Genomic DNA, 250 nt, shown 5'->3' with positions numbered 1-250 from the left:
TTGGACTTCTGCTTTTAAGCCCAGATAACTGGCCTGAATATGTTAATGAGAGAATCGGTATTCCTCATGTGTGGCATGTTTTCGTCTTTGCTCTTGCATTTTCGCTAGCAATTAATGTGCATCGATTATCAGCTATTGCCAGCGCCAGATATAAGCGATTTAAGCTAAGAAAACGCATTAAGATGCAAAACGATAAAGTGCGATCAGTAATTCAAAACCTTACAGAAGAGCAATCTATGGTTTTGTGCGC

The 250-nt window shown here is 39.6% G+C and carries 1 protein-coding gene; it reads left to right on the top strand.

Features of this window, described 5'->3' with window-relative positions:
• Positions 1-250: super-infection exclusion protein B (locus tag AC5RV1_RS21475; protein WP_250406021.1), on the top strand; the 250-nt coding region annotated here is incomplete at both ends.

It is taken from the genome of Arthrobacter sp. Hb9-2 (assembly GCF_059091165.1).
Note: the sequence above shows the minus strand (reverse complement) of the source record. Positions and strands in the feature narration are given on the sequence as shown.